A 22,984-nucleotide genomic window follows, 5' to 3' on the forward strand; every position below is an offset into this window, starting at 1 on the left:
CTAATTCCCCGGCAATGGCAGAGTGAAGAAAAACGTGCTGCCAACACCAAGAGTACTTTCAGCCCAGATTTGCCCACCGTGCCGATCAATAATACTACGACAGATTGCCAATCCCAAGCCTGTGCCGCCTTTGGTGCGAGAATCAGAGGCATCTACTTGCTGAAATCTTCCAAAGATTGCTTCTAACTTATTTGCTGGAATACCTCGGCCTCGATCCGTTATTTGGAATAGTACGCGGTCTGTTTGCTGTTGGACACTGAGGGTAATAGTAGAATCGGCAGGCGAGAATTTAATCGCATTACCTAACAAATTGGTGAGTGTTTGCACAATAGCATCAGCCGCCGCCCAAACTTGAGCATTGGTAGGGTGGATCTTAAAAGTAATATTTTGCTGATTGGCGATCGCTTGCACTACGGCTACTGCTTGTTGAATTAAATCAGCCGCATTGCAGGTGGTTTTTTCTAGGACAGCTCGATCCGATTCTAAGCGTTCCAAATCGAGAATATCGTTGACAAGACGCACTAAGCGATCGCTGTCGATGGCTGCAATCTCAATCATCCGCTTAAATTTATCTGGTTTTTTGTCGTAGATACCAGTTTGTAGTAAACCCAATGCTGCGCGAATTGCAGTTAAGGGAGTGCGGAGTTCATGACTAACAATGCCAATAAACTCACTCTTGATCGAATTAATCTGCTCTAATTCAGTAATGTCTTCGGCAATACCAGCAATCCGAACTAACTCGCCGAGTTCATTTCTGATCGGAAATGCGCGGTCGCGAATCCAACGGATTGAACCATCAGCGCGAATAATGCGATATTTGTTATCATATTGCCCTGTTCTGAACTTTTCAATGAATTCAATTTCGACGCGCTGGCGATCTTCTGGGTGAATTGCATCTAACCAATTTGAATGATTTTGATACAAGTCTTCACAACTTCTTTGCCAGATGGTTTCATAAGCATTGCTCACATATAGAACTTGTTGATTGCGAATATCTTTGATCCAAAATATTGCTTGGATGTTTTCTGCCATCTGACGAAATTTTTCTTGGCTCTCGCGTAAAGCATCTTCGATGCGTTTGCGTTCAGTGATATCTTGGTGAACTGCAACCAGAACGTCGCCGTAGTCGGGATGTCTGAATACCGAAGCCGTCACACTACACCAAAATGGCGTACCATCTTTTTTAAGATTTTGGACTTCGTAGGTGGCTTCAGTATTTTGTAAAACGGCAGACAAAGTGGCTTGATTTACATTTTTAGTAGTTACTGATTTGGTGACACAGTTCGCAATCGAAACGTGTTGACCGTTGAGCTCGCCAGATTCATAGCCAAACATCTGCTCAAATTTCGGATTGGCATAGATAATGATTGCATTATCAATTCTCACTAAGCAAATGCCTTCCCCCATATTTCGGGTGATTACAGCCTGAAGCTCCAGCATTTGCGTCTGTTCTAAAAGTGTGAGTTGGGTTTGTTGCTGCTCTATAACTGTTTTTCGCAGGCGATCGTTCGTCTCTGTCAGTTGGACAGTGCGTTCTTGCACCCGTTGCTCAAGTTCGGTATTCAGTTGTTGTAGGTCAATTTCTGCCTGTTTGCGCTCTGTTAGTTCTGTCTGTAACTGTTTGAACAAAGCTGCTTGCTGGATAGCAATGCTTACCTGCGCTCCCAACTGCCGCAACAGAGAAATTTCTCTTGATTGCCACTCACGAGGAGCCTTACATTGATGAGCTGCTAATAATCCCCACAATTCATCTCCTACGGAAACAGGAACGACCAGATTTGCCCTCACTTGGAGACTTTCCAAAAATTCAACGTGACAGGGACTAATTTCCGCAGTATAAATATCAGTTTTCGCAGTGACTAAGCCTTGTTTAAAGGGTTCGACGTTCTCTTCACCAATGCAAGGGTCATAAATCTGGAGTGGTAAAAGAGCCATGCAGTCCGGTGCAACAGACTCAATCACAATCGTTCCTCCCCAACCTGGATAAAATTGGAAGATAGTGACGCGATCGCACTCCAGAAATTGCCGCACTTCATCGACAGTAGTTTGCAAGATATCTTGTAAATTCAGCGATCGCCGGATACGCTGGCTGATCTCCATTACTAAGCGCTGTTGCTCAAATTGATGTTGCAACGTTTCTTGTGCTTGTTTGCGTTCGTCAAGAACTATCCGCAGTTGCTCGGCGTTTTCTTGAGACAATTGTTGGTTGAGTTGTTGAATCTTCTGTCTGCTGTACTGAAGATTGCCTGTCACCAGGTTAATGATCGAGGCAACTAGTACTAAAAGACCTAGCCGTAATATATCTCCTGGTTGATTAATCGCCAGTTGATATCGAGGGGGAATTAAGTAATAATCAATTGCCAGTGTAGAAAGGACAACTGTAACAATTCCTGGTTTAAAGCCACCATACGAAGTACTGACGATAATAGCTATATAGAAAAAAGCACCAGTGGTTCGGGAAATAAGCGGTTCTAACCAGAGTGACAGCAGCAGGGCGATCGCAGTTGAACCAATAGCCACACTGTAGTTCAATAATCGCTGATAATTTCCGATCATGCTTTACTTCTCCCTAGCTGAGAGCGCCAACGAGTTCTTTGAATGCGGCTCAGTACCCGCGTCACAAGTTCTGGCCCTAGCACTGGCTTGCTGATAAAATCATCAGCTCCGGCAGCAAAAGCTTGCTGAAGAAATTCTGCTTCGGTATGAGCTGTAACTACTAAAATCGGTAAATCTCCCCACTGGGCATCCTGGCGCACGACCTTGCACAATTCTAATCCGTTCACTATCGGCATTTCTAAATCTAGCACCACCAAGTCTGGGGATGTTGCAATCAGCACTTTCCAAAATTGTTGTGATTGGGAAAGGGTGATTACTTCCAGTCCCCAAGGAATTAACAACGCTGATAATCCAGCCAGCATTACAGGGTCATCGTCTACGATTAAAACTTTGGCTTCGGAAGTTTGAGGTTGAGGTAAGACACGAGCGATCGCCTGAAAAATTTCCTCGGTTGTCGCCGGTTTATGCAAAAATTGTCTAGCTCCTAAACGCGATACTTTCAGTCGATCTGCTAGGCTATCTCGTCCGGTAAAAACAATTACTGGGATATTTGGCGATCGCTCTACTATCTCGCTCAACAATATTAATCCGTCTTCCTCTGCTGTTGTAAAACTCAAATCCAGTAAAACAGCATCAGGAGTTTTTAAGGAAAAAAGCGATCGGGCGGTTGCTAAGTTTGGTGCAACCTTCATCCTGATTCCCCATGAATCGGCTTCTGCTTGCAACTGCTTTGTCAGCATAGTATCATTATCGATTACTAACAGCCGATAAGTTTGCTTCATCGGCACATTTGGAGCAGTGAAAGTGACAGCAGGCTTGGTTAACTCTTGCTGTAATGCTGTTACCAGTTGCGAGAAATTAGAGATTTGCTCTGGAGATAGCAAGGAATCTTCAAGCAGCAAATGCTCTATTTTCCGTGCAAGGCGAGAACCTTCTGGATAACCGAACGACCCCATTGAACCTGCTAGCTTATGAGCTTCACGCAATGCATTCTGCTGTAAATCTTCATTTAAATTTCCTGCCAAGAGTGCAGTTTTTGCTTGCTCCAGCACTGCGACTTGTCCAACAAAGGAATTACGAAATCGCTCCAGCACCCGATTTACAGAAGTCATGTCTTTGGGGCTGGGTTTGTTCTTTCCATGTTGATTCTTTTCCCCAACAGATATGAGGCGATTAGGTGCAGGCTTGATCCGATAGCCCATGCCATATACTGTTTCTAGAAGTTCTTCTGCTATACCTGCTGTTTTCAGTTTCTTGCGCAAGTCTTTAATATGAGTCGTAACTGCATTTTCAGTCGGTGCATCCCCAAATCCCCAAAGCCGATCTAGAATCACTGCCCGACTAAAAATCCTGTCTGGGTTTTGCAAAAACAACTCCAGCAGTTTGTATTCTGTGGCTGTAAGGAGAATTTCCTGCTGATTACAAGTTACTCTGCCGGCACTTGGATCTAAACAGAGATTTCCCCAGGTTAAAATAGATGATGAAATCGCCCCATTGCGTCGTAATAAAGAGCGAATTCTGGCTAGTAATGCTTCTGGGTCGAAGGGTTTGATGACGTAATCATCTGCTCCGGCATCTAACCCCGCCACAATATCTGCATTAGAATTTTTCCCGGTTAACAAGAGAATAGATTTACGGTAGCCTTGCTTTCGCAGTTGCCGACACAAGGTAATCCCATCCAGTTTTGGAATTAGCCAGTCTAGCAAAATCAACTCATATTCAGTCGATAATGCTAGTTCTAATCCAGCTTGTCCATTGCTTGCAATGTCGATAGTATAATGATTTGCACTCAACAACTCGAAGAGTGCTGTACTCAGTAATACGTCATCCTCTACCAACAAAATTTTCATAAATTGTATCAAAAGAAGATGCTGATGACACCTTCGCGATCGCAGGATACACCCTTTTGCGTGGTCAAACTTTTTTAATGTAATTTTAATATATTGTTACAAACAATACAACAAGTTAATTTAACGTGAGTTCGACGGGTGCTATTTTGACCTCTCCCCCAGCGCCTCTCCTGCCAGGAGAGGGGAGCAAAAACCCTCTAATTTCGTTACTCCTCCCTCTCCTTTTAGGAGCTACGGTGTAGACACAAGTCCAATTACCCCCCTTAATCCCCCCTTGTAAAGGCTACCGCGTACACACAAGTCCTTTAAAGTTGTTGCGTAACGTAGGATAAGTTCATTTTTGCAAGGCGATGCAACAAAGGTGCAGGGCGATGCAACAAAGGTGCAGGTCAATGCAACAAAGGTGCAGGTCAATGCAATAAAGGTGCAGGTCGATGCATCAAAGGTACAGGTCGATGCATCAAAGGTACAGGTCGATGCAACAAAGGTGCAGGTTGATGCAACAAAGGTGCAGGTCAAGAGACTTGTGTGTATACCGTAGCTTGTAAAGGGGGGAGACCGGAAATCCAGTTCCCTCCCCTTTCTAAGGGGAGGGTTAATCAGCTATTTCAGACTTGTGTGTACACCGTAGCCTTTAAGGAGAGGGAAGTTGGGAGGGAGAGGTCTGTCGAACTCACGTTAATTTAGATAGATTTTGCAGTCTGACATATTTCGACTTATATCTGTGTCAGTGCATTCGTACTATATATTTTCTGTTTGATTTCTAGCCAGTTGTAATGAAGCGGTGACGCTGGCGCTGCATACACCTTAAGGTGGTTGGGAGAGCGTGAACGTCAACAACTGGCCATTGGGTGGGATTTTGAGACGGGAATTGATCCCTTGTAGAATTTTCTCAATGTCCCTGTAACCCTGTTGATATATAAATTAAAACTGCAACAGAAAAACTTTGGATGCCAAATTGCCAAAAGCACTCAACACAATAGACTTCTTACAAAAGTAACTTTTGCTTTCCGGTTGGGGAAAGATTAAAGGGGAAAAATTCCATACCTTTACCCTTTTCCCCACAATGCCATAAACGCTATATATATTAGGAGGATCGGCTAGATTTGCAATCATACTTTGTATGGTAGTTCTGCACGCACTTTCAGATTTCATCGACTGCGATTTTGCGATCGCTGACTCATCTTGTAGCTATTGGTACGAAGGGCTTTGTCCGCAAACTGGCGATTGCCTAAAATTACCCCGCACTTCAATGTCCGAAGCGATCGCCCACGGACTAATGCAACATCTTGCCAACAATGACTGTTATTCTCGTGAAGGGAAGATGTATGGAATCCTATTAGTTGAACTGCCTAATGGCGAACAACGGGTACTAAAAGCTTTTTCTGGTCTTTTGAATAGTTGCAGTGTGGTTGAGGGCTGGGTGCCGCCAATTCCAGGACGAGATGAAGTTGCTTTCGAGGAAAGCCGGACTTTGGCACAGTTGGACGCGATTAAGCAAGAAATTATTACCTTGAAGCAACTAACCGAACGCCAGCAATATGAAATCCTGTTCAATGACTTTGAGCAGCAGTTAAAAGCAATGAGCGATCGCCATCGCTATTGCAAACATCAACGACAGGAAAAACGTCAGCAAATCTGCAATACACTCACTGCCGAAGCCCTTACCATTGCCCTTGAACAACTCGACGAAGAGAGTCGTCAACAGGGAATTGAGCGACGACAACTTAAACGCCAGCAAAATGCGGTATTACAGCCTCTCCAGCAATTAATTGCAGCGACAGATGCGCGAATTCGCGAACTGAAACAACGGCGTAAAGCACTTTCTGGTCAATTGCAAGCTCAGATGCACGCTAGTTACAGTCTGACTAATTTTTCCGGGCGATCGCAATCATTGCAAGAATTGATGCCAGGAGGTTCTCCCACTGGCACAGGAGACTGTTGTGCCCCAAAGCTGCTTCATTATGCGGCAACACATAATCTCAAACCCCTAGCAATGGCAGAATTTTGGTGGGGTGAGTCTTCCGCAAATCAGGATAAAATTCCCGGAGAATTTTACGGAGCGTGTGCCGAGCGATGTCAGCCATTGATGGGGTTTTTGCTCTCAGGCTTGAAACCTCCCTACCCTGCTCAGGAAAAGGGAGATCGGCTACGGTGTACATACACCTCCTCACCTTCTCTAACTCCCCGATGCCTTGAGGAAGAACTGGGAACCGGATATTTCCTCACTTGGCAAGGGCTACAGTGTACACACAAGTCTGAAATAGCTTACTCATCTGGGTTTTTGCGTCACTTTTACCCCACCCTAACCCTCCCCCCTTCGACAAGCTCAGAGCATCGCTTGCAAAGGGGAGGGAACCGGATCTTTGATCTCCCCCCTTTACAAGGGGGGATTAAGGGGGGTAAATCCGAGGTTTGCGCTTCATTACCAAGATGTGTGTACACAGAGATCGCTTTACCGGTTATTTATGAAGATGAATGGCTGATTGCTGTAAATAAACCTGCTGGATTACTTTCGGTACCTGGTCGTTATCGCGATCGCCAAGATAGTGTTTTGAGTCGCTTACGTCATTTGTTACCTGATGGTATGGCGCTTATATCTGTGCATCGTTTAGATCGAGAAACTTCCGGGATTTTGTTGTTGGCACGCGATCGCCAAACCCATCGGCAACTCAGCCAGCAGTTTCAGCAACGCCAGATTCACAAGGTTTATGAAGCCATACTTTCGGGTGTTTTGACAATTGAGCAAGGTAAAATTGAACTGCCATTATGGGGAGATCCTGAAAATCGACCGTATCAAAAAGTTGATTGGCAGTACGGTAAACCCAGCTTGACACACTTCCAAATAATGGCGAAAGAAGGAGACTACACCCGCGTAGAATTTACGCCACTAACAGGACGCACTCATCAGTTAAGGGTTCATGCAGCTGATGCACGAGGACTTGGGATAACTATTTTAGGCGATCGCCTTTATGGATGTAGTGCAGCTACCAGTCGTTTACATCTGCACGCCAGAGAGCTTCGCTTCAAGCATCCGCAGTTAGAAACAACCTTGCATTTACAATCAATTCTGCCCTTTTGACGCATTATATTACAGCATATTTCAAGGAAAGTGAGGTACAGAAGCTAAGTCTGTTACCCGTTTTATATCAAGTCAGGGTAATTAGTTATAATTCCCACAGTCATTGCATCCCACTCCACCAAAGCTTTGCTTTGTCTCCCCTAACAGCTAGCCTATTGCTTTTTAAATTTGTATGTGATAATTTCTGCTTGTAGTTAATTCAACGGTTATCCGATCGATTTATAGTATTTACAGAAATTAATATAGCTGCTAAGAGGCTTCCTAATAAAAATATCCAACTACAAATGATTGTGGGACACCCCACGAAATTGGATGATTTATTTCTTGGCAATCCCTAAATGAGAGGTAAAGACGAGAGTGCTGGAGTTGACTTCTAGACTCTCATTCTTATCTTCTCCTTTTATAAAAGGAGCAGGGGAGCAGGGGGAAAGAGGCTGTGTAGCAAATGCTATAAACCCTTTAAATTATTTACTGTCATAGCTGGCGATCGCAAATCTAAAATTTAAAATTTTATGACTAAAGTATTCATTCTTGATGCCAACAAACAACCGTTATATCCAGTACGCATCAGTCATGCTAGGCTGCTATTGTCACAAGGTAAAGCTACTGTATTTCAGCGATATCCTTTTACTATCATTCTGAAGGAGTCTTTTTCTCATCTAAAATTTGAACAACTTGGCTTTAAAATTCATCCTGGTATTAAAATAAATCGTAATTGAATTCTTAACTACGAATTACGACTTAGTAATTAGTGAATCTTAGTCGCCTCCTAAACAGAGGAATATAGATGACGAACCACACTATTTTAGAACCCTTATCAGAAGACCAATGGTTTATTGAGAGCCAAAAGCTACGATCCTTTGTCGCAACAGTGCAAGAAATTAGCGCTAGCACTGTTAACGATCGCACACAAACTCTCGCTAGATTAGAACCTTATTTTCAAGAACTCCTTGCCCAACAGCAATGGCTACCCCAAAAGTTTGCCCAAGTCAATCCCGAAAGCCGGATGGGTGGCGGTATTGGTCAATGGCTACTTTATCGTGCTAAAGACCGTTCCCTGTCAGTATTCAGTTTGGTGATTCCCCCAGGCTCAACGACTCCCGTCCACGATCATCTAGCCTGGGGATTGATTGGTTTATACAAGGGTAATCAAGAAGAAACAGTCTATCGCCGTGTAGATAACAGTGATGTAGAAGGGCACGCACAATTACAAGTAACTGAAGTGCGATCGCTTCAACCAGGGGATATCTACCGCCTATTACCACCAGATGGTGATATCCACGCTGTTAAAACCACATCCCAGAGCGCATCTGTATCCATCCATATTTTAGGTAATGATACTGGTTGTATTTTGCGTCACCAGTTCATCCCAGAATCTCACAGCGTCAAATCCTTTCGCTCTGGATATTCCAACGCTCCCTGTAAAGAAGAGGAGGAAAAATAACATGGCCAATTATATTAGACCAAAACCCCCAGTTTTCGAGCGAGTTGAAGACGAACGCCTTCACCGCAAGCAACGTCTCGCCGCCGCCTTTCGCCTGTTTGGTAAGTTTGGCTTCAGTGAGGGAATCGCAGGCCATATTACGGCTCGCGATCCTGAGTTTACAGACCATTTCTGGGTCAATCCATTCGGGGCATACTTTGGTCATATCCGAGTTTCTGACCTGATTCTAGTTAACAAAGAAGGTGAAGTGGTTAAAGGCGATGCGGAAGTAAACCAAGCTGCTTTCGCCATCCATTCTCAGATTCATGAAGCTCGACCTGATGTCATTGCCGCGGCTCACGCCCATTCACTTTATGGTAAAGCCTGGTCTAGTTTGGGGCGTCTCCTTGACCCCTTGACTCAAGATTCTTGTGCTTTTTACGAAGATCATGCCCTGTTTGACGATTTTACAGGTGTTGTTTTAGAAACTTCTGAAGGTCAGCGATTGGCGCAAGCCTTGGGACCAAAGAAAGCCATAATCCTACGTAACCATAGCATTTTAACTGTGGGACATACAGTCGATGAAGCTGCCTTTTGGTACATTAGCTTAGAGCGATCGTGCCAAGGCCAACTGTTGGCAGAAGCTGCGGGTAGACCCACTACTATCAAACACGAAACAGCCCGTTTAACACAAACTCAAGTGGGGTCACATGTAAGTGGGTGGTTCAGTTTCCAGCCGCTTTACGATCGCATTGTACGCGAAGAACCTGATTTACTAAATTAGTGCTGTGTTTTTTGGCATTGGCATAATCGGCGGGGAAGTTTCCAGTTAACTCACTTCCCGCTATTTTGATGACAATTAAAAATTTATTTATATACTCCGGTAAACCTATAAGTTTATAGTACTTATATAGCTCAGAGAAATCATTTTGATGATTAACCAAATCTTTCGCCGTTTTATTGCCAAGTGGATATCGTTGATAAAATTCAGGAATATCCCGTTTAACAACCAACATAAATTATTCTTTTCTTCTCCTTTACCAGTAGTGGGGGCTTTTGTTACAGGTCTTTGTCTGAGCTTGCTATTTGCTGCTTGTTCATCAACACCGACTGTTAATGCCCCTAATCCCAGTGCCACATCAGTTAGTAATTCTGCTTCTAGTAAAGCAACAGTAGTCAGATTTGGCTATCAAAAATCGACCATTTTGCTGAGGACTAAGGGTGTTTTAGAAAAGCGTCTGGCGCCAGAAGGTATTACTGTAAAGTGGACTGAATTTCAAGCAGGTCCACAACTACTAGAAGCCATGAATGTGGGTAGTATTGACATTGGCCCTGTGGGAGAATCACCGCCAATCTTTGCCCAAGCAGCGGGAGCATCACTAACTTATGTTGTTGGTACTGCTGCTAGTCCGGCTGGTTCAGCAATTCTTGTTCCTCAAAATTCGCAAATTCAAAAAGTTACTGACTTGAAGGGCAAAAGAGTTGCCTTTCAAAAAGGTTCTAGTGCCCATTTATTGTTAGTCCTAGCTTTAGAAAAAGTGGGATTAAAATATACAGATATTGAACCTAAATATTTGGCTCCGGCTGATGCTCGTGCTGCATTTGTGAAAGGGAGTGTGGATGCTTGGGTAATTTGGGACCCTTTCTATGCAGCGGCTCAAGAGGCAACTAAAGCCAGAGTCCTAATTGATGGTACAGGAATTAATAAACAGGGAGGATATTATTTGATGAGTCGCAAATTTGTCACTGAAAATCCCCAAACTGTCAAGGCAATAGTAGAGGAAATTAAAAATCTCGAAGAATGGTCTAAACAGAATCGAGAAGAAGTAGCAAAAATCCTCGCGCCTGTGTTAGGAATTGATCTAGAAACGATGAAAAAAGCAACTAACAGACGGACTTTTGGGATTGTACCAATTGACGACAATTTGATAAATCTACAACAAGGTGTTGCAGATACATATTACAAATTGAAGTTAATTCCCAAAGAAATAAATGTGAAGGATGCAATGTTGACAAAAGAAGAATATGCTGCTTTCTCACCAAAAACATAAACTAGTACAATGAATCGGCTGTAGGGGCATAGAGATGTATGCACCTACAGATGAAATTTGTATTAGTAGCAAATTTGAAAATGTAAATCTTGGAATTGATTATGACTAATCCTACAGAATTACTGCGATCGCGCTACGGTGAAATTCCCTTCAACCCCGAAATTGTATGGAATGATTCGCTAACAGCACTACTATCTCACCGTTCAATTCGGTCTTATCTAGCCGATCCTTTACCACCAGGAACTCTGGAGTTGCTAATTGCAGCCGCCCAATCTGCATCTACTTCCTCGAATTTGCAAACTTGGAGTGTGGTAGCAGTCGAAGACCGACACCGCAAAGAGGAGTTATCTAAGCTAGCGGGAAACCAAGCACATATTAAGCAGGTTCCTTTATTCTTGGTTTGGTTAGCAGATTTGGCGCGTCTAAGTCACGTTGCTGACAGTCGCGGCATATCTCACGATGCGCTGGAATATTTGGAAATGTTTGTGATGGCAACAATTGATGCAGCTTTGGCGGCGCAAAATGCCACAGTTGCAGCTGAGTCACTTGGTTTAGGAACAGTCTATATCGGTGGAATCAGGAACCACCCGCAAGAGGTAGCAGAGATATTGAATTTGCCCGACTCTGTGTATGCTGTATTTGGATTGTGTGTCGGCTATCCAAATCCGGAAGTAGAAGCGGCGATTAAGCCAAGGTTGCCCCAGTCAGCTGTGCTGCATCGTGAAACCTATAAATTGACAGAACAAGAAGAAGCGATCGCTCACTACAACGACATCATCAAAGAATTCTATACTGAACAAAAGATGAATATTGCTGGTGATTGGTCAGAACACTCAGCCCAACGCATTGCCACTGTAGAATCATTGAGAGGACGCGATCGCTTGCGTGAAGCTCTCAATAACCTTGGCTTCAAGTTACTGTAAAGTCGTATGGGGACACCAGAAGAGTTTGCCAATGTTGCGGTATTTCTGAGTTCACCAGCAGCCTCATTTGTGAATGGAGTCATGCTGCAAGTAGATGGCGGAATTATTCATAGCACATTTTGAGCGGCTTGATTGCTCTAACAGAATTCAGGAGTCAGAATTCAGGAGTCAGAATTCAGAATTCAGAATGAATTCTCTACGACTGGCGTATAGTACAGTGGTAGTCAGTCATCCAGCGTCGGGCAGTTTTCCCCCTGCCCCCTGCCCCCTGCCTTCCTCGAAAAACTAACTTTGACTACTTTCATCATTTCTTCAATTGTTCTAAATAGACAGCAACCACTCTCATAATGCTGTTACATCTTTGTTAAGAATAGTTACAACTTCTTAACACAAGGAAATATTTCTTATGGAAGTCTCACTTGAAAAGAATGCACCACATCGCGTTGTTATCGTTGGTGGCGGCTTTGGTGGACTGTATACAGCAAAAGCTTTGAAGAAAGCAAATGTAAATGTTACTCTCATTGATAAACGTAACTTTCACCTATTTCAGCCGCTTTTATATCAAGTTGCCACAGGTACGCTATCACCTGCTGATATTTCTGCACCATTGCGATCTGTATTCAGCAAAAGCAAGAATACAAAAGTGTTGTTGGGAGAGGTAAATGATATCGATCCAAAAGCGCAACAAGTTATTTTAGGTGATGAAGTAGTACCTTATGACACATTGATTGTCGCTACAGGTGTTAACCATTCCTATTTTGGTAAAGATAACTGGAAAGAATTTGCTCCTGGCTTGAAAACTGTTGAAGATGCGATAGAAATGCGTCGCCAGATATTTTCGGCATTTGAAGCGGCAGAAAAAGAAACCGATCCAGAAAAACGCCGGGCTTTGTTGACTTTTGTGATTGTCGGGGGTGGGCCTACCGGTGTAGAATTATCAGGAGCGATCGCAGAATTAGCATACCAAACTCTCACAGAAGATTTCCGCAGCATCAACACTTCAGAAGCGAGAATTTTACTATTGCAAGGTGGCGATCGCATCCTCCCACACATTGCCCCAGAATTATCGAAAGTAGCAGCAGAATCTTTGCAAAAGTTGGGTGTGGCTGTCTATACCAACACCAGAGTGACAAATATTGAAGGTAACATCGTTACTTTCAAGCAAGGTGATGAATTGACAGAAATTACCTCAAAAACTATCTTGTGGGCAGCAGGTGTTCAAGGTTCGCCAATGGGGAAAGCCCTAGCAAAAAGTACAGGTGTAGAGTGCGATCGCGACGGACGTGTGATTGTAGAACCGGACTTGTCTATCAAGGGTTATAACAACATTTTTGTAGTGGGAGATTTAGGCAACTTTTCGCATCAAAATGGTAAACCCTTACCCGGTGTTGCACCTGTAGCTAAACAACAAGGAGAGTATGTAGCTAAACTCATTAAACGCAGGTTGCAAGGTGAGACTTTGCCACAATTTCGTTACAATGACGTGGGTACTTTGGCGATGATTGGGCAAAATTTAGCTGTTGTAGATTTAGGCTTAGTCAAACTCAAAGGTTTTATTGCTTGGCTTTTTTGGCTAGTAGTTCACATCTATTTCTTAATTGAGTTTGACACTAAAGTAGTAGTAGCAATTCAATGGGGATGGAATTATATCACTCGTAATCGTCGCTCTAGATTGATTACAGGTCGAGATGGTTTTGTAGAAGGAAAAACTGTTAGCAGTAACAATAGGTTGCAACAGCCTTCTGGGACACTTCTGTAACTAGGTGGCAGGGGGCAGGGAGAAAACTTTCTCTAGGAAACGCTGCGCTATCTGCTTTTTCGGTCAGAATTCATACTGAATTCTGAATTCTGACTTCTGAATTCTATTCTGTTAAATTATTTACTGTCGTAGCTGGCGATCGCCACAATCGTAGATAAAGGAACTTCCGCAAAATACTGTTGCTGAAATTGTTCTTCTCGAACAGCAGCTAAAAATCGTGCAACTGCTTCGTCAGCAAGGTTTTCGGCACTATCGTTTGGATTCCAAGTAATTTGTAAAGAACGGTCTTGTCGTTGAACTGTGAACCCTAAATATTTTAAAGCTTTGATGCCGACAAGTAAGGTTTGGTCGCTGATGCCAATTTTCTCTAAAAGTTGTCTGCGGGTAACTACTTGGTTTGTGCGACTGAGATATTTGGCAATTCCGACAAGAGTCAGCCAAATTTGATTAGGTGGTTGATGCTTAGGTTTAGACCAAGCGATCGCTAATTGTTGCTGATTCTCAAGCCCAGACGTAGAGCGGCTGCTCGCCAAACATCGCCGCAACCACATACGTAAATCATCCCAATTCGTAGGACAATCTTCAATAATTAGTCCTGTTAGCGGATAGCTAAGGTTTAGCCCATGTTGAGTTGCTGAGTGTTCCTGATTCCGTAAGTCTAGGATGAAGGGTGTTAGCGATAGCTGAGTGTTGAGTCCTGAGTTAGCAGAAGAACGTACGGCAATCAATCTGATTTCATAACGTTTTTTGAAGGTGTTGTAGTCTAGTTCTGCTATGCAATCACATTTTCCTATGGGCAATTCATCTTTGTAATGTCCCCACCATAAGCCAGGAAAAGCACTTCTGGTAGAGTCATCCCGAATATCAAACTCAGCTTTAATGTACTGTACCTTTTTCCCCTGCCAATCCTGCTGATTGCGATGCCAAGAATTTTCAAACCAGCAGTTTTGAATTAGCAATTTCGGAACAGGATTACCCATTCCACAAGGTTCTAACAGTTTCAGTTCCAAAAATAACTCTTTCCCCAAGTCGGCTACCGTTACCGTCAAGTCTGCTTGTACAGTTGGCGTTAGAGTTGTACTACCCAAAGATTGCCGCAACTGCTGATTAATCGCTGCTGTAAATAAAGGAATATTCTCCACCAACAAACTCAAACCAGCTGCAAAGGGATGTCCCCCAAAGCGATGTAACAAATGTGCTTGCTCTTTCACCAGTTGGTATAAATCGACAGAATTAACCGAACGAGCAGAACCACGAGCTAAGATGAGTGCTGAGTTCTGAGTTCTGAGTTCTGAGTTAGAAGATAAAGAAGTAATTTCTCCCCCTGCTCCCTGCTCCCTGCTCCCCTGCTCCCCTGCTCCTTCCGTACTCAACAAAATTGTCGGGCGTCCAGTTTCTTGTGCTACTTGTCCTGCAACTAAGCCCAATACACCCGCAGGCCATTGGGCATCTTCTAGGACAATGACGCTGGTGGTTGATAAATCTAATTGAGTAAGTTTTTGCGCTACTTGTGCTTGTACATCTTTTTGTAAAGATTTGCGGCGGGCGTTGGCGAGTTCTGTAACTTCGGCGAGTTCGTTACAACGTTTGACATCCCGACTAGTTAATAATTCCACGCAGAAACTGGCATCGCCTTGAATGCGACTAACGGCGTTAATTCTCGGCCCCAAACCAAAAGAAATATCTGTGGGGCGATCGCCACTTTTCTGGCACAATTCTAATAATCTTCCCACCCCTGGCCGCCGTCGTGCTGCTGCTGGCTGTTTAAAATCTTCTTGCAGCCGTTGAATTCCCATCTGTGCCAAGTAACGGCAATCTCCACTTAACTGCACTAAGTCAGCAATTAATCCAACTGCAACTAAATCTAATAAATCTTCTAAGGGATATTTGGCAACATTGGGCAGACTTTGATATAGTGCTTCCACCAACTTATAAGCTACTGCCACCCCAGAAAGATTAAATAACTGATGTTCCTTTGGAAAATAGCGAGGATTGATAATTGCTGCAACAGGTGGGCGTTCGGCTGGTAAGGTGTGATGGTCTGTAACTATTACATCTATACCTAGCTGTTTAGCATAGATAATTTCTTCAACATTTGTGCTACCTGTATCGCAAGTAACTATTAATTTGCAACCTTGTTTTGCTAAGTTATCAATTCCTTGATTATTAAGTCCGTGGGATTCTTTCAGGCGATTGGGAATGTAGTAAACTAACTGAGTATTTTGAGCGAAAAACTGCCCTAATCCATCCCAAAGTACCGATGTAGCAGTAATCCCATCAGCATCGAAGTCTCCCCAAATGGCAATTTTTTCTTTAGTATTATATGCTTGTTGCAACCGTGCGATCGCCAGATGCATTTCTTGCCCAAACTCAAAGGGACTTGCTGGTTGATAAGCTTTATAGTTGATAAAAGCTGTTAATTGTTGACGATCTTTAATACCTCGTTGCCACAACAACTGCGCTGCATACAGTCCACTTGATGCAGGTGTATAATGTTTGACTGCTTGGATAAACCACTCTGGTGGTTGTTCAGTTGCTGTTATAGTCCACTGCTGTTGTTCTGGCATACAAACAAAGTTAGGATTTAGAAGTTAAAACTCTTCAATACAATGATAATTTGTAAATCTGTGGAGTTGATTTTTATAAAGGTGAAGAAAGCTTCTAGGAATTGCTCAGATAATCTGGTCATCAAACTGAAATTAAAGTACAACGATATCATCGAAAACGTAAAAGACTGAAATCAACCAATCATAATTTTCGATAATTATTTAACTTTGCTTACAATGATACAGTTTATTTTTACCTATTTAATTATTGTATCACTTTAAATTTAATTAAGTAATATTTCATAAATTTGTTGTATAGAAAGAGCAGATGTTTCTATTAGAATCTTTATATCATTTTTATTTGCAATTTGTGAGCGAAATCACACTAGTAATCTAAGCACCGAAATAAAATTCTATTTGTGCATAAAATATTACATATAAAATGATGGAATTACTTCAACTAATGTTGGTACTAGGTACAGTAGTTGGTGTTACAGACGGGAACACAATTTTGGTTAAAGATAATGCAGGACAAACAACTATAGTCAAGTTAGCGTGTATTAATGCACCAGAGGCAACTGACAAGCGCTATGGTTTAGCAGCAATACAAAAGTTAAAACAGTTATTACCACTTCAAACTCCTGTCGTAATTAGAAGTACAGAACAACTAAAAAGTGGTCGTCCAGCGGGTGAAGTGTTTGTAGATAATCGGTCAGTAAATCTCCTTTTGGTAGAGTCAGGTAATGCCGTTGTTGACCAAGAATCTTTACAAAATTGCTATGAGACCAAAACCCAATTTTTAATTCAGAAGCTAATGCTAAAAATAAGCATTTAGGCTTGTGGCAACAATCAAAATTGCAGTTGAAGTTACATACCAAGTAAGCGCTGACATCATCAGTTATGATAACTTGGAGCAATTTGAGGACAATACAGTTCAGAATGGGCAACAAAACCCTAATATAGAGACGCGATTCATCGCGTCTTGAAAAACCAATAATCTACACCACTAACCCTTAACTGAAAATAGTATTGAATTTTAGAATTACTGTATTTATTTCATTATTTGAGATTTTCCATATTTAATTTTTGTCAAGAAGTAATATCATGCCTGCTTGATTACATATAAGACATATTGCAAAAGTAAATTTTGCAATATATTGGGGAAAGATTGAAGGCTAGGGGGAAATTAATTCTATCCCTTTCCCCTTTAACCCTTTCCCTTTCCCCCATTTATTCTTGCATTTTTAATATCACTAATCAAATCATCAATTCTTGATTGAGTAGTGTTCCAAGAACACATAAAACGTACTCCTCCCACACCAATAAATGTATAAAACTGCCAGTTCTTGGCTTTTAAGCTGTGAATGACTTCTTCAGGTAATTTTACAAATACGGCGTTGGCTTCTCTAGGAAACATCAAGTCAACACCTTCTATGTTTAATAGTTGATTTTCTAAGTATTCAGCACATTGATTGGCATGTCTAGCATTTTTTAGCCAAGCACCAGTTTCTAGTAAACCCAACCAAGGAGCCGAAATAAATCGCATTTTTGAAGCTAGCTGGCCTGCTTGCTTGCATCGATAATCAAAATCTTCTGCTAGCGCTTTATTGAAGAAAAGAATGGCTTCACCTAATGCCATTCCATTCTTGGTACCACAAAAACATAATACATCCACTCCAGTTTTCCAAGTAATTTCAGCAGGACTTTTATTCATAGCAGCAACTGCATTGGCAAAACGAGCGCCATCCATGTGAAGTTTTAAGTTATACTTGTTTGCAACTTCTTTTATACTTAAAAGTTCTTCAATAGAATATAAAGTTCCTAATTCAGTTGATTGCGTAATGCTAATAACTTTAGGTTTGGGATAATGAATGTCAGTACGTCTGGTGACAAGTGACTCTATAGACTCTGATGTTAATTTGCCATTCTTACCGTGAGCAAGTAACAATTTAGAGCCATTAGATGCAAATTCCGGTGCGCCACATTCATCTGTTTCTATATGAGATGTCTCATGGCAAATGACGCTGTGATATGACTGGCAAAGAGCAGCTAAAGATAAAGAATTTGCGGCTGTACCGTTAAAGGTAAAAAATACTTCACAATCAATTTCAAAGAGTTCCCGAAAATAATCTGTTGCTTTTTGAGTCCATTCATCATTTCCATAAGCTGGAACACTACCTTGATTTGCCCTAATCATATATTCCAGTGCTTCAGGACAAATACCAGAAGAATTATCACTTGCAAACTGTTCTAATGGGCTACTCATAATTTCTTTTTTTATTTTTAACAGTAATTATTACAATTCTAGTAAATAATTTTGGACTTTGCCAAATCTCTTAGTTAGTAATGTTATTAGTTTTTCCAGCTTTTTAATCATTATGCTAATACTAATTCTGCATTAAAATGCATATAATCAAACTCCCCTGTAGTCCTCTCTTGGTAAGGGGTAAATATATGCAGTTTTACAAAGAAACGGTATAATTACAATAACTTTGGATAGCAGGAAGCTATTTTTTATAACTATAGTTCATAATTAATGAAAAACAAGGTTTGTGACTTATAGAAAAAATAGCGAGTCTGAACCTTTTAGTTTTCAAAACTTACATTTGATTTTTCTATTTTGTATTAACCTGAATCGTTATAAAGTTAAGTAGGATATTAATAATATATAAATGACTTTGCTGATGTCTACAGAAAACTGAAATTTTATTCTCACATCACTGAGATGTTTAATTACTACGGTGTCTTAGTCAGCTTGGCGTTAAGGATATTTTGAGACGAGAAACATCGCCAATAACTAAATATTATGCTAAAAAAATAAAGTTTGCTAATCAGAATGCTAATTATTTACTTATAATACACTATACAATGTCCTACCGATCGCTATGAAATCACTATTGGGCATATTTGTCCTTTGTTAGTTCTCAGTAGTCATTTGTTTATTTTCTACTGACTAATGACCAACGATTGATGACCAATACTTCGGCTTACCTCGGCTCCACTACCTCGACTTCGCTCGGCACAAGTCGGCACGAGTCGCTCAGTACAAGTGACTAAATAAATAATGACTGAACCATTGATTGAACTAAAAGGTGTTTCTAAGTCCTTTGGTAGCCATAAAGTTCTAGATAATGTAGACTTAACTATTTATCGGGGAGAAGCACTGGGTATTATTGGACCATCAGGGACTGGGAAATCAACTATCTTACGAGTAATAGCGGGGTTACTTAGTCCTGATGAAGGAGAAATTTATGTGCAAGGAGTGCGGCGAGAGGGTTTGATTGAGGATGGTGGCCAGCAGGTTGGCATTGGTATGGTGTTTCAGCAGGCGGCCCTATTTGATTCGCTGACAGTGGAGGAGAATGTGGGATTTTTACTTTATCAAAATTCAAAGCTGCCGCGATCGCGCATCCGAGATTTGGTAAACGAAAAATTAGAGATGGTAGGTTTGCCAGAAATAGGCGACCTCTACCCAGCCGAACTTTCCGGGGGAATGCGCAAACGGGTAAGTTTTGCCCGTGCGATTATGTCTAACCCTGATAATCCCAATGAAGGGCCAGAAGTTCTACTATACGACGAACCAACCGCCGGACTCGATCCCATTGCCTCGACAGTCATCGAAGATTTAATCCGCCACTTGCAATGTCTACATGGAGTTTGTAGTACTTATGCTGTTGTTACTCACCAGGACAGCACTATCCGCCGTACATCTGATAGACTTATATTTCTCTATGAAGGAAAAGTGCAGTGGCAAGGTACAGTTAGTGAAATATACAACACAGAACATCCCTTGATCAGACAATTTATCAGTGGAAGTGTTCAAGGCCCGATTAAAGTCGCCGGCTAGAAACTTAAAAGTGAAGAGTAAGGAGTTAAATTTAACTACTAATTCCTAATTCCTAACTCCTAACTCCTAATTGGTTATTGGTTGTTGGTGGAGGCAAAAAAATGCGAGGTCTTATGACAAGTCGCTTCGCGTCTGGGCGAACATTTAGAGAAGGTTCTGTGGGGTTATTACTCCTGCTAGGACTAGGGGTATTTGGATTACTCTTTCTGTGGTTAAATAGATTCACTGCTGCTGGCCGTTCATACAAAATGATTGTAGAATTTGCCAACGCTGGCGGAATGCAAAAGGGAGCAGCAGTTCGCTACCGTGGCGTTAAGGTAGGAACTATTTCTCAGGTTCGACCAGGGGCAAATGCCATTGATGTAGTGATTGAAATTGCCCAAACTGACCTAATTATCCCCCGTAATGTCGTGGTGGAAGCTAATCAAAGCGGATTAATTAGCGAAAGTATTATTGACATCACACCAAGAACAACCTTACCTCCTGGGGTTGCGATCGCTAAACCCCTAGATAAAAATTGTGATACCAGCCTCATCGTCTGTAATGGCTCTCGGTTAAAAGGTCAGGTTGGCATCAGTGTTGATGCACTAATTCGCAGTTCAACTGAGCTAGCTGGTGCATACAACGATCCAAAATTTTATCGAAATGTCAATAGAGTTCTAGAAACTACCACAGGTGCAGCATCCAGTTTTACTGAGCTAAGTCAGGATTTACAAGGTTTGACCAAAAGCTTACAACTACAACTTGCTACCTTTTCCGCTACGGCTAATTCAGTGCAACGGGCAACAAACCAACTTAATGCATCTGCAAATCAAACAGTAAATAAATTTGGTGCAACTGCAACTCAAGCAAATCGATTGCTGAACAACTTGGATAATTTGGTGACAACAAATCGGTCAACGCTAGTTGGTGCGTTGAACAATATCACCGAAACCAGCAACCAATTGCGTGTTACAGTCAGTAGCTTATCACCATCAGTCAATCGATTGACTCAAGGACAATTACTCAACAATTTAGAAGCGCTTTCAGCAAATGCAGCCCAAGCCTCAGCTAATTTACGTGATGCTTCTAAAAGCTTAAACGATCCAAAGAATGCGGTGTTGCTGCAACAAACTTTAGATTCAGCACGAGTAACCTTTGAAAATACCCAAAAAATTACATCTGATTTAGATGAATTGACAGGCGATCCCAATTTCCGTAAAAATCTGCGGCAATTGGTAAATGGTTTAAGTGGTTTAGTATCTTCTACACAACAGATGCAGCAACAAGTGCAAGTTGCCGCTACTCTAGATTCGGTGAAAGCTGCTGTGAGCAAACCAAAGAATTTAATTCCTGCCCCAGCACCAACCCAACAGGCGATGTTTAATGACAAGTCGCTACCAGTCGACGAAATAAATCCCTCAGCAGCTAATTTTGCAAGTACCGACACCGACCTTCAACCAACTCCTAGTCCGTCTATCCCGAATTCATCCCAAGAAAACCTTTTGAAGCAGCTGCGGGAGTACAGCAAGCAACGAGAGCAACTGGAGACGGAGAAAGAGGCAATACAGCTTGACCCTTCGGCTACGTTCACTGCTGACCCTGAGCATAGCAGAAATGCTGAGAATTTTAAGTAAAATATTTTACTATTAGGTGAATGTATTGAAGCTCATCGACACCACTTACTATAACGTTGAAAGGTGTCGATTATCTGCATAGTAGAGTTTTCAGCTTACAAAACCCATTGCTTATTGATACAGCAGATTTCAAGGAAAGTGAGATACACAAGCTAATATCATGTCCGGTTGAAGACTTATCATTTAGGGGGCAGGGGGAAAGAGACTTTTGGGATTTTTGCACAGATACGGCAATCTTAAGTGATTAGCCGGACATGATATAAGTCTTTTACCCAGATATAAAAGACTTGTCCGAAATATTAACTTAGGAAAAGGAAAATGGTAAAACGTAGAATTGAGTGTCTACCATTTTTCAAGCTTAGTTATGGTTTTTGATTATATCCAAAAGTATCCATTAAGAACAAAACAGATTTTAGGGATTAGTTACGGACAATTGGAATCACTGCTAAATTTTGCTTTCAAACGACACCAAGACATCAAAGCTAAACAGGAGAGCCAGGAAATTAGAATCAATGCAGCTGGTGGTGGTTGCAAAGAATTGTTACCAATCGAAGAACAAGTATGTTTATGCCTATTTTATCTTAGACAGATGCCAACATTTTTTAACAGTTTGTGGGTTAGTTAGGCTTAGAATTGGTAGCTTAGTTCTGCCAACTTAGCTATTAGCAGCGATCGTAAATTTTATTAAATTAGGAGTTTATTTTTATGCCTCTAAACTATCACTAACTATATCAAACCCTTATGACTCCGTTTTTACGAAGATATCAAAGTTTTGTCTCAAAGCTTTGAACAGTCTGGCGCGAGGAGTTTTCGGACAAGTCTAATTATCTACACCAATAACCTTTAACCCAAGCATATTGGAGTAAAATACGCTTTAGACATAGCCGAGACCTTAATTTTTCTTAGATATTTTTAGTCTCGGCATTTTTTTGTCACTTTTTCACAGATTCTCAATCAATCGTAGCGTAGGCGCAGCCCGCCGCAGGCATCGCCTGAACAATACCCAATTGTGCAAATATATACATGGCAAGCTTTTTTGGCTTTTTCTAACCGTCGAACTCACGTCAAGACTTAGGCGTGGTTAAATATCTGCGAAAGCCAGTCTCAAAGCTAGATTTATCACCTTTTCCTGCACCTTCTTGACAAATGTGCAATTATCTTAACCTCTCACTGATGGCCCTTCACCATAAGAATCTGATAAATTAATTGTTGTAAGAATCACCAAAGAAGTTGAGCGTTGGAAGTCATTACACTTTAGGTAAATAAAACGAGTAGATAGAAGGAATGCAAACACGCTCTCTTCTTCTGTCTAAGTCTACATATTGGGTGTT

The 22,984-nt window shown here is 41.7% G+C and carries 17 protein-coding genes; 13 read left to right on the forward strand and 4 right to left on the reverse strand.

All coding sequences use genetic code 11. The annotated features are described in order from the left end of the window. Together RM368_RS16925 and RM368_RS16930 are read right to left on the reverse strand one after the other, a co-directional pair. On the reverse strand, positions 1-2,556 hold the full coding sequence (locus tag RM368_RS16925; protein ID WP_322695129.1) for a PAS domain S-box protein: 2,556 nt from the start codon (positions 2,554-2,556) through the stop codon (positions 1-3). Then, on the reverse strand, positions 2,553-4,406 hold the full coding sequence (locus tag RM368_RS16930) for a response regulator (RefSeq protein ID WP_322695130.1): 1,854 nt from the start codon (positions 4,404-4,406) through the stop codon (positions 2,553-2,555). Before RM368_RS16930 ends, RM368_RS16925 begins: the two co-directional genes overlap by 4 nt. A gap of 340 nt (positions 4,407-4,746) precedes the next feature. On the opposite strand from RM368_RS16930, the gene RM368_RS16935 reads away from it, so the two are divergent. The 9 genes from RM368_RS16935 to RM368_RS16975 all read left to right on the forward strand — a co-directional run bounded on the left by RM368_RS16935 (position 4,747) and on the right by RM368_RS16975 (position 13,644). Then, a complete protein-coding gene (locus tag RM368_RS16935) occupies positions 4,747-4,947 on the forward strand; it encodes a hypothetical protein (RefSeq protein ID WP_322695131.1) in 201 nt (66 codons plus the stop codon). Between the two features lie 582 nt (positions 4,948-5,529). After that, the gene (locus RM368_RS16940; RefSeq protein WP_322695132.1) at positions 5,530-7,488 is read left to right on the forward strand and encodes an RluA family pseudouridine synthase; all 1,959 of its coding nucleotides are present in this window, start codon (positions 5,530-5,532) and stop codon (positions 7,486-7,488) included. Positions 7,489-8,000: 512 nt separating this feature from the next. Further along, positions 8,001-8,207, forward strand: coding sequence for an RRXRR domain-containing protein (locus tag RM368_RS16945; protein WP_322695133.1), 207 nt, complete (start codon positions 8,001-8,003; stop codon positions 8,205-8,207). 68 nt (positions 8,208-8,275) lie between these two features. Beyond that, positions 8,276-8,932 carry a cysteine dioxygenase family protein gene (locus tag RM368_RS16950; RefSeq protein ID WP_322695134.1) on the forward strand — a complete coding sequence of 219 codons (657 nt, stop codon included), beginning with the start codon at positions 8,276-8,278 and terminating at the stop codon, positions 8,930-8,932. 1 nt (position 8,933) lies between these two features. Continuing rightward, the gene (locus tag RM368_RS16955; protein ID WP_322695135.1) at positions 8,934-9,695 is read left to right on the forward strand and encodes a class II aldolase/adducin family protein; all 762 of its coding nucleotides are present in this window, start codon (positions 8,934-8,936) and stop codon (positions 9,693-9,695) included. Between the two features lie 148 nt (positions 9,696-9,843). After that, positions 9,844-10,962: a sulfonate ABC transporter substrate-binding protein gene (locus RM368_RS16960; protein WP_322695136.1), complete on the forward strand. Its 1,119-nt coding sequence runs from the start codon at positions 9,844-9,846 to the stop codon at positions 10,960-10,962. A gap of 101 nt (positions 10,963-11,063) precedes the next feature. Further along, positions 11,064-11,885 (forward strand): NADPH-dependent oxidoreductase, encoded by an 822-nt coding sequence (locus RM368_RS16965; RefSeq protein WP_322695137.1) that lies wholly within the window; start codon positions 11,064-11,066, stop codon positions 11,883-11,885. Positions 11,886-11,891: 6 nt separating this feature from the next. Next, the gene (locus RM368_RS16970) at positions 11,892-12,008 is read left to right on the forward strand and encodes an SDR family oxidoreductase (protein WP_322695138.1); all 117 of its coding nucleotides are present in this window, start codon (positions 11,892-11,894) and stop codon (positions 12,006-12,008) included. 283 nt (positions 12,009-12,291) lie between these two features. Further along, a complete protein-coding gene (locus tag RM368_RS16975) occupies positions 12,292-13,644 on the forward strand; it encodes an NAD(P)/FAD-dependent oxidoreductase (RefSeq protein WP_322695139.1) in 1,353 nt (450 codons plus the stop codon). 116 nt (positions 13,645-13,760) lie between these two features. Here RM368_RS16975 and RM368_RS16980 read toward each other — a convergent pair whose 3' ends face one another. Next, positions 13,761-16,211 carry a single-stranded-DNA-specific exonuclease RecJ gene (locus RM368_RS16980; RefSeq protein ID WP_322695140.1) on the reverse strand — a complete coding sequence of 817 codons (2,451 nt, stop codon included), beginning with the start codon at positions 16,209-16,211 and terminating at the stop codon, positions 13,761-13,763. A 421-nt stretch (positions 16,212-16,632) separates the two neighbouring features. Between RM368_RS16980 and RM368_RS16985 the strand changes: the two genes are divergently transcribed. Next, the gene (locus RM368_RS16985; protein ID WP_322695141.1) at positions 16,633-17,025 is read left to right on the forward strand and encodes a thermonuclease family protein; all 393 of its coding nucleotides are present in this window, start codon (positions 16,633-16,635) and stop codon (positions 17,023-17,025) included. 372 nt (positions 17,026-17,397) lie between these two features. Here the strand turns inward: RM368_RS16985 and RM368_RS16990 are convergent, their stop codons facing one another. Continuing rightward, complete coding sequence (locus RM368_RS16990) at positions 17,398-18,456, reverse strand: low specificity L-threonine aldolase (RefSeq protein ID WP_322695142.1); 1,059 nt, start codon at positions 18,454-18,456, stop codon at positions 17,398-17,400. Between the two features lie 798 nt (positions 18,457-19,254). On the opposite strand from RM368_RS16990, the gene RM368_RS16995 reads away from it, so the two are divergent. The 3 genes from RM368_RS16995 (at position 19,255) to RM368_RS17005 (ending at position 22,278) form a co-directional block, all read left to right on the forward strand. After that, a complete protein-coding gene (locus RM368_RS16995; protein ID WP_322695143.1) occupies positions 19,255-20,037 on the forward strand; it encodes an ABC transporter ATP-binding protein in 783 nt (260 codons plus the stop codon). Positions 20,038-20,138: 101 nt separating this feature from the next. Then, positions 20,139-21,653: an MlaD family protein gene (locus tag RM368_RS17000; RefSeq protein WP_322695144.1), complete on the forward strand. Its 1,515-nt coding sequence runs from the start codon at positions 20,139-20,141 to the stop codon at positions 21,651-21,653. A gap of 364 nt (positions 21,654-22,017) precedes the next feature. Then, on the forward strand, positions 22,018-22,278 hold the full coding sequence (locus RM368_RS17005) for a hypothetical protein (protein ID WP_322695145.1): 261 nt from the start codon (positions 22,018-22,020) through the stop codon (positions 22,276-22,278). Positions 22,279-22,984 lie beyond the last annotated feature (706 nt).

Origin of the sequence: Nostoc sp. DedSLP03 (genome assembly GCF_034530815.1) — a bacterium.
GTDB lineage: Bacteria > Cyanobacteriota > Cyanobacteriia > Cyanobacteriales > Nostocaceae > Nostoc.